Genomic DNA, 7189 nt, shown 5'->3' with positions numbered 1-7189 from the left:
GCTCGGATTCGCCCGCCACGAAATCCATGGTGAACGGCTCGGTGCCGGTCACCACCCTCGGTCCGGCGGGGGCGCGCAGGCCGGCGCCGAGCACGGGCGCCATGCCCGCGGGGACCGGACGCGGCGCGGCGTCACCGGGCGCGCACGGCGACGGTCCGGCGAGCGCCTCCAGGACGGGCCGGTACCCGGTGCAGCGGCACAGATTTCCCTTGAGCAGTTCGGGCAGCTCCCCGGCGGGTGGCGCGCCCGCGTCCGCGCAGCTCAGTCCCGCCGCGGTGACCACCATGCCCGCGGTGCAGAACCCGCACTGGAAGGCGGAGTGCTCGAGGAAGCGGCGCTGGATCGGGTGCGGCTGTCGCGGCGTGCCGAGCCCGCTCGCGGTGGTGACGGTGGCGCCGTCCACGCGGTGCGCGGGGGTGACGCAGGAGTGCACCGGCAACCCGTCGAGCATGACCGTGCAGGCGCCGCAGTCGCCCGCGTCGCAGCCCTTCTTCACCGCGAGCGCACCGTGTTCGCGCAGCAGCGTGCGCAGGCACTGGCCGGGGCGGACGTCGGTTTCGACCGCGCGCCCGTCGATCTCGAATTTCACGATCGCCCGCCCTCGGCCAGGTCGGCGCACACCTCGCGGGCGAGCAGGCCGGTGACGTGGGCGCGCCAGGCGGGGTCGCCGTGCGGATCGTCGAACCACAGCCCGGGGTCGATGTCCGCGAGCGCATCGTCGAGTTCGTCGTGGCCGGGAACGCCGTGGAAGTCGAGCACCACGGGCCTGCTGGTGGCCGCCGAGATGGTCAGCGCCACCGTGCCGTCGATGTCGCGGCGGCCCATGACCAGCGCGCCGGAGCGCCCGAGCGGAGCCAGCGCGGCCTTGCGCATCGCCACGCGCGACAGCAGCACCACCGAGTTGATCCGCACCGACCGCAGCACGTCGCCCGGCTCCAGCACGGTGCGGCCCGGACCGGTCACGAACGCGCGCAACGGCATCCGGCGGGCGCCGCCCGCGGCGGGCCAGACGGTGGCCTCGGCGTCGAGGGCGACCAGGGCGGCCAGCACCGCGCCCGCGGGCAGCGCCAGGCAGATGTTGCCGCCGACGGTGGCGCTACGCCAGATCTTGTGCGAGGCGAGCAGGGCACGGCAGGAGGCGGCGAACAGCGCGGTGGCGGGCAGGCCGAACCAGCGCGGGGACAGCCCCAGTTCCCGACCCGGCGTCGACCCGGCGAACTCCGAGAGCGTGCAGGTCGCCGCGATCTCCAGCCCGCATTCGTCCAGGGTCAGCGCGGGCCAGCCGAGCCCGGTGAGGTCGACCAGCCGGGTCAGCTCCGGCTGCGGCTCGGAGTACAGGAAGGTCCCGCCCGCCAGGACACCCGCGCCGGGCGCGGCCACCGCTTCGGCCAATCCGGCCCGGTCACGGGGTACGACGACTTCTTGGATCGTGTCCAGATCCACAGCGCACCTCCCATCTCCCGGACGGCCCACGGTAGGGGCGCGCCATTGCCGCCGTGTTGCGCCCCGAGCACGGGCGTGTTGCGGCTGCGTCACACGGCGGCGCACCGATCGCCCCGGCAGTATCCACCGCCGGGCAATCGAACAGCGATCGACGCGCCCGGCGGTGGCGGCACGAGCACCGCCCGCTGATTCAGCGGCCGTCCGATTCAGCGGCCGTCGCCACCGGCCCGGCTGCGGGGCAGCAGGACCGCGACCACCGCGGCCAGAACCATGAGGGCTGGTGCGATCAGGTAGGCCGTGCGGAAGGCTTCCGCCAGCTCGGGCGCCAGGGCGGCGTGCGCGGCCGGGTCGAGGCCGTGCAGCGCTTGCAGGCCGCCGGTTACCGGCAACAGAGCCGACAGCGCGACCGCGGTCACGGCGGTGCCGATCGCCATGGCCGTGGTGCTGATCAGGTTCACCGTGGTGCTGCCGCCTGCCTGCTGGTCCGGGGTGAGCGCGCGGGTGGCGGTGGTGATGGCGGGCATGAGGGTGCCGCCGCCGCCCGCGCCCATCAACAGCATGGCCGCGCACAGGCCCCAGTAGGAGCCGTCGGTGTCGAGCTGCGCGCGGAAGAGCAGGAATCCGGCGATCCCGACCGCGATGGACACCGGCAGATACCGGCCGGGTGGGAAGCGGTCGATCAACCGGCCCGCGATCTGCATCGTCACTCCCGACGCCAGCGCGAAGGGAATGCCGAGTGCGCCCGCGACCGTCGCGCTCTCGCCGCGCACCACCTGGAAGTACAGCGGCTGCAACAACATCGCGCCGAAGTAGCCCATCGCGAACAGCCCGACCAGCACGGCCGCCAGGCCCACCTCGCGATGCCGCAGCACACGCAGGTCCAGCAGCGGTTCCGGCGCGGTCGACCCGCGGTGCGCGAAGATCGCCACCAGCGTCGCCCCGGCCAGCAGCGGCACGAGCACGCCCGGGGTGGCGAGACCGCCCTGCTCCCCCGCCGCGGTGACGCCGTAGATCAGCAGCGCCAGGCCGGGCGACATGAGCGCCAGTCCGATCGCGTCGATGCGCTTGTGCGGCTGCGGTTCGTCGGGCGGGAAGATCCGCACCGCGAGCACCAGCACCAGCGCCGCGATCGGGATGTTGATCAGGAACATCCACCGCCAGGACAGTTCGTCGATCAGATATCCGCCGAGCACCGGCCCGGCCAGCGGCCCGACCAGAATCGCCAGTCCCATCGTGCTCATGGCCCGCCCGAGCCGCTCCGGGTCGGCGGCGCGCAGCAGCACCGTCATCCCGACCGGCATGAGCAGCCCGCCGCCGAGACCCTGAACCACCCGGAAGGCGATGAGCGACTCGATGTTCCACGCCGCAGCGGCCAGCAGCGAGCCGAACGCGAACACCGCGACCGCCACCAGGTACAGCCGCTTGGCCCCGAACCGGCCCATCGCCCAGGCGGCGACGGGCACCACCCCGGCCACGGCCAGCGCGTAGCCGGTGGCCACCCATTGCACGGTGGGCAGCGGCGCGGTGAACTCGGCGGAGAGCCGATTGATCGCCACATGCACGATGGTGTGGTCCAGCGTCGCCATGACCGAGCCGACCACCAGCACCAGGGCGACGGTCATCGGGGCGCGCGCGGCCCGCCCCGGACGCGCGGCCGACGTCGCGACCTCGGTCCCGGTCATCGCGCACCACCGTAGGGCCGGGCCGCCCGTGCCGTGCGCAGCGCCTCGCCCCACCAGGCCAGCTGGTCCAGCAGGGTGGCGGCCGCGGCCTCGGCGGCCCCGTCCGCCCCGAGCCCGTCCCCGGCCTGCCACGGGTTGTGGAAACTGACGGTGTCGCGCACGGTGACCGCGTGCAGCTCGGCGAACACACCCCTCAGGTGTTCGACGGCACGCAGCCCGCCCGACAAACCGCCGTAGCTGACGAAACCCACCGGCTTGGCCTGCCATTCGAGGCCGTGCGCGTCCACCAGGTTCTTCAGCGCCGCCGGGTAGCTGTGGTTGTACTCGGGCGTGAGCACCACGAAGGCGTCCGCCGCGTCGAGCTCGGCCCGGATGTGCTCGGCTCCCGGCGCGGGCGCGCCGAAGGCGTGCGGCAATTCCAGCTCCCCCACGTCGACGGTGGCGACCTCGAACTCCGGCCTGGTCGTCGCCTGCTTCAGGAACCATTCGGCCACCACCGGCGCGTACCGTCCCTGCCTGCTGCTGCCGACCACCACGGTCAACCGCAGCGGCGGCGCGACCGTGGCGGACCCGGACGATGTGTGCGTCATAGGTGTTCCCCTTCGTGCGTTCCGGCGGCCCTCGTCGGCCGCCCGCACACCACCCTCCAACCTCAACCATTGTTCAGGTCAAGTCCTGATCGCTTCCCGATCTCCCCGAGGGTCGAAACCCACGGCTCCGAGAGCGATCCGGCCGCATCGTCTTCGGAAACGGCGGCACCACCGTCGAACGCGGACCCCCCGGACAAGCGATTCGGCGGGACAGCGGTCGCGCCAGCCCAGCGGTCACGGCGGGACAGCGGTCACGGCGGCGCCCGCCCGAGCCGCCCGGCGGGGCGCTAGCCCGCGGCGGCGACGAGGGCGGCCTGGGCGCGTGCCACGGCACGGCCCGCTTCGTATTCGTCGACGGTGCGGATCTCGTCGTCGCGGACGATGATCCGGCCGTTCACGATCAACGCGGACAACGGCGGGCGGTCGCCGAGGATCAGGGCCACCACTGGGTCGTCGATGCCCGCGTGAGCCGGGGTGTCCATGCGCCACAGGGCCAGATCGGCGAGCTTGCCGACCTCGATGGAGCCGATCTCGGACTCCCGGCCGAGCACCCGGGCGCCGCCCATGGTGGCCAGCTCGAGGGCGGTGCGCACGCTCATGGCGGTGGGGCCGCCGACGGCGCGGGCGTAGAGCAGGGCCTGGCGGGGTTCGTCGAGCATGGCGCCGGATTCGCTGCTGGCGGCGCCGTCGACCCCCAGACCGACGGGGACACCTGCGCGCAGCAGATCGGGGACGCGGGCGATGCCCGCGCCGAGGCGGCCGTTGGAGGTGGGGCAGTGGGCGACCCCGGAGCCGGTGCGGGCCAGGGTGGCGACGGCCGGGTCGTCGAGGTGGATGGCGTGGGCGAACCAGACGTCGGGGCCGACCCAGCCGAGTCCGTCCAGGTATTCGGTGGGGGTGGCGCCGAAACGCTCGCGGCAGTAGTCGAGTTCGTCGGTGGTCTCGGCGAGGTGGGTGTGCAGGCGCACGCCTTCGGCCCTGGCCAGGGCGGCGGACTCGCGCAGCAGGTCGGGGCTCACCGAGAAGGGTGAGCAGGGGGCGAGCGCGATGCGCAGCATGGAGTCCGGCGACGGATCGTGCCAGCGGGCGATGGCCTCGGCGCTCGCGGCGAGGATCTCGTCGAGTGTTTCCACCACCGAATCCGGGGGCAGCCCACCGGAACTCGCGCCGAGGTCCATCGACCCGCGGGTCGGGTGGAAGCGCAGGCCGATCTCGGCGGCGGCGGCGATCTCCGCGGCCTGCGGGTCGCCGCCGTCGCGGGGGAAGACGTAGTGGTGGTCGGCGGCGGTGGTGCAGCCGGTGCGGGCCAGCCTGGCCAGCGCGCCGGTGGCGGCCACCCGCACCGCGTCCTCGTCGATGCCCGCCCAGATCGGGTAGAGGGTGCGCAGCCACTGGAACAGGGTGTGGTCGGCGGCCAGACCGCGGGTGATCCACTGGTAGAGGTGGTTGTGGGTGTTCACCAGGCCGGGGGTGAGCAGGCAGCCGCGCCCGTCGATGCGGGCGGCGTCCACGGCGGGCGCCGGGCCGGGGCCGAGGGCGCCGATCCGGTTGCCGTGCAGCACCACGTGCCCGGTGCGGTACTCGGTGCCCGCCGCGTCGACGGTGGCCACGGCGCAACCGTCGATCACCAGGGTCGGGATGGCGTCGCGATCCACCGCCGCGCTCGCGCCCGCACCGCCCACAGGTCCTCCCGCGCTCACAGCTGCCATGCCTGTCCCGGCTCGGGGGCGTCGGCCCGGCGCACGGTGGCCTCGATCAACCCGTACGGGCGGTCGTCGGCGTGATAGACCTCGCCGTTGTTGGCGATGCCGAACCGGCCGAGGTCGTAGTCGAAGTGGTGTTTGTTGGGCGCGGCCAGCCGGATCTCGGCCAACACGGGGAAGTCGGTCAACGCCGCCGAACCCATCTCGAACAATGTCTGCTGCAACGCCTTCGAGTGACGGGTGGCGAACACCTCGATCATCCGCGCCACCACGCCGGCGTAGGTGGCCTCCCAGTCCACGCCCTCGATCTCGGCGAAGCGCCACCGCGCGGTGAGCGAGGTCGCCAGCATGCGGTCGTCGGTGGGTTCGAGGACGGTGAACTCGTCGCGCAGGAAGCCGGCGAACTCCGAGCCGGTCGACTTCAACAGCACCAGATCGCGCACGCCGCCGACCACCCACGCCCCCGCGGCGCCGACCGTCACGGTGGCGGTGCGGACCTGCGGCCCCTGGCGCACCCAGGTGAAATCGTGTTCGCCCGCGCCGGCCTTCGCGCGCTGCCAGGCGTAGTCGTCGACGGCGACACGGGCGGCGCGCACCGGAGCGATGTCGTCGACGAAATGCCTGGCCAGCGCGAGCCCGTAGGCCTCGATCGGGCTCAGGCCCGGGTCCTTGGCGTAGGCGTAGGCGGTCTGCTTCTGGGTGTCGGTGGGCAGGACCGCGGACTGGTCGCCGTGGACGTAGGCGTCGGCGAAATCGCCGAGCAGGGTGGTGGTGACGTTGACATCGCGGATCTCGTGGCGCGGCCCGTCACGGTAGATGCGCACGATGCGGTTCTCGGCCTTGCCGTAGCGGTTGTCCGACAGTTCGATGGGCCCGGTCAGCGGCATCGGCGCTCAACTCCCTCGGTAGGTGGAAAAGGCGAACGGGGACAGCAGCAGCGGCACGTGGTGGTGGCCGGGCCCGGTCGCGAAGGTCACCGACACCTCCGGGTAGAAGGTCTCCTGGCCGCGTGCGGCGAAGTAGGCGCCGGTGGCGAAGACCAGGCGGTAGGTGCCCGGCGCCAGACCGGCGGCCAGCTCGGGCACCCGGCCGTCGTCGTCGGTGGTGGCGCGGGCGATCGGCTCGGCGCCCGCGTGGAGGGCGACCTCGATGCCCGCCGCGGGCACGCCGCGCACGGCGTCGAGGACGTGGGTGCTGACCGATCCGCAGGCGCGCGCGCCCGGACCGGGCTCGCCGGTGTCCCGGCCGCTCATGCGCGCGTCCCTTCCCCCGGCCCGCCCGCCGCGAGCTCGTCGAGCAGCCGTCCCAAACGCACCCGGTTGATCTTCGCCAGTTCCACGCGCACCACCTCCCGTTCGGTCTGCGGATCGTTGTCCAACCGCGCGCGCAGCACGCCGAGCAGTTCCCCGGCGTCCCGCCCGGCCGCGCACACCAGGTAGATGTGCCCGAAGCGCTGTTCGTAGGCGCGGTTGCCCGCGGCGAGGGCGTCGAGCAGCGCGCGCTCGGCGCCGCTCACGCCTGCCTGGTCGCGCGCCGACTCGGCGTCGCGGGGGCGGTCGCCGATGCGGGGATGCCCGGCGAGGGCGGCGTCGATCTCGTCCTCGCCGAGGCGGGCGAGGACCGCGTCGGAGGCCTCGAACACCCGCGCCGCGGTGCCGTAGGGCCTGCCGGCGAGCATGCCGCGCACCCAGCCGGGCGCGGCGCAGCACGCGCGCAGCGCCGCCTCGGCCCCCGCCACGGCGAGCGCGGCGCAAGCCGCCCCGGGCGCGCC

At 73.8% G+C, this 7189-nt stretch carries 8 protein-coding genes; all 8 read right to left on the bottom strand.

All coding sequences use genetic code 11. The annotated features are described in order from the left end of the window. A partial coding sequence (locus QH283_RS06320; RefSeq protein WP_280502075.1) for a (2Fe-2S)-binding protein occupies positions 1–589 on the bottom strand: 589 nt, incomplete at its 3' end. Further along, complete coding sequence (locus QH283_RS06315; RefSeq protein WP_280502074.1) at positions 586–1443, bottom strand: FAD binding domain-containing protein; 858 nt, start codon at positions 1441–1443, stop codon at positions 586–588. The genes QH283_RS06315 and QH283_RS06320, both read right to left, overlap by 4 nt. 206 nt (positions 1444–1649) lie before the next feature. Then, positions 1650–3125 (bottom strand): DHA2 family efflux MFS transporter permease subunit, encoded by a 1476-nt coding sequence (locus QH283_RS06310; RefSeq protein WP_280502073.1) that lies wholly within the window; start codon positions 3123–3125, stop codon positions 1650–1652. After that, positions 3122–3715, bottom strand: a complete 594-nt coding sequence (locus QH283_RS06305) for an NADPH-dependent FMN reductase (RefSeq protein WP_280502072.1) — start codon at positions 3713–3715, stop codon at positions 3122–3124. The genes QH283_RS06310 and QH283_RS06305 overlap by 4 nt, the downstream gene beginning before the upstream one ends. 287 nt (positions 3716–4002) lie before the next feature. Next, a complete protein-coding gene (locus QH283_RS06300) occupies positions 4003–5424 on the bottom strand; it encodes an 8-oxoguanine deaminase (RefSeq protein WP_280502071.1) in 1422 nt (473 codons plus the stop codon). Continuing rightward, a complete protein-coding gene (pucL, locus tag QH283_RS06295) occupies positions 5412–6305 on the bottom strand; it encodes a factor-independent urate hydroxylase (RefSeq protein WP_280502070.1) in 894 nt (297 codons plus the stop codon). The genes QH283_RS06300 and pucL overlap by 13 nt, the downstream gene beginning before the upstream one ends. Before the next feature lie 6 nt (positions 6306–6311). After that, positions 6312–6671 (bottom strand): hydroxyisourate hydrolase, encoded by a 360-nt coding sequence (gene uraH, locus QH283_RS06290; RefSeq protein WP_280502069.1) that lies wholly within the window; start codon positions 6669–6671, stop codon positions 6312–6314. After that, entirely contained in the window at positions 6668–7156 is a 489-nt protein-coding gene (gene uraD / locus QH283_RS06285; protein ID WP_280502076.1) for a 2-oxo-4-hydroxy-4-carboxy-5-ureidoimidazoline decarboxylase, read from the bottom strand. Before uraD ends, uraH begins: the two co-directional genes overlap by 4 nt. Positions 7157–7189 lie beyond the last annotated feature (33 nt).

The sequence above is a fragment of the Nocardia farcinica genome, from assembly GCF_029867845.1.
In the GTDB taxonomy this organism is placed as follows: Bacteria; Actinomycetota; Actinomycetes; order Mycobacteriales; family Mycobacteriaceae; genus Nocardia; species Nocardia farcinica_A.
Note: the sequence above shows the minus strand (reverse complement) of the source record. Positions and strands in the feature narration are given on the sequence as shown.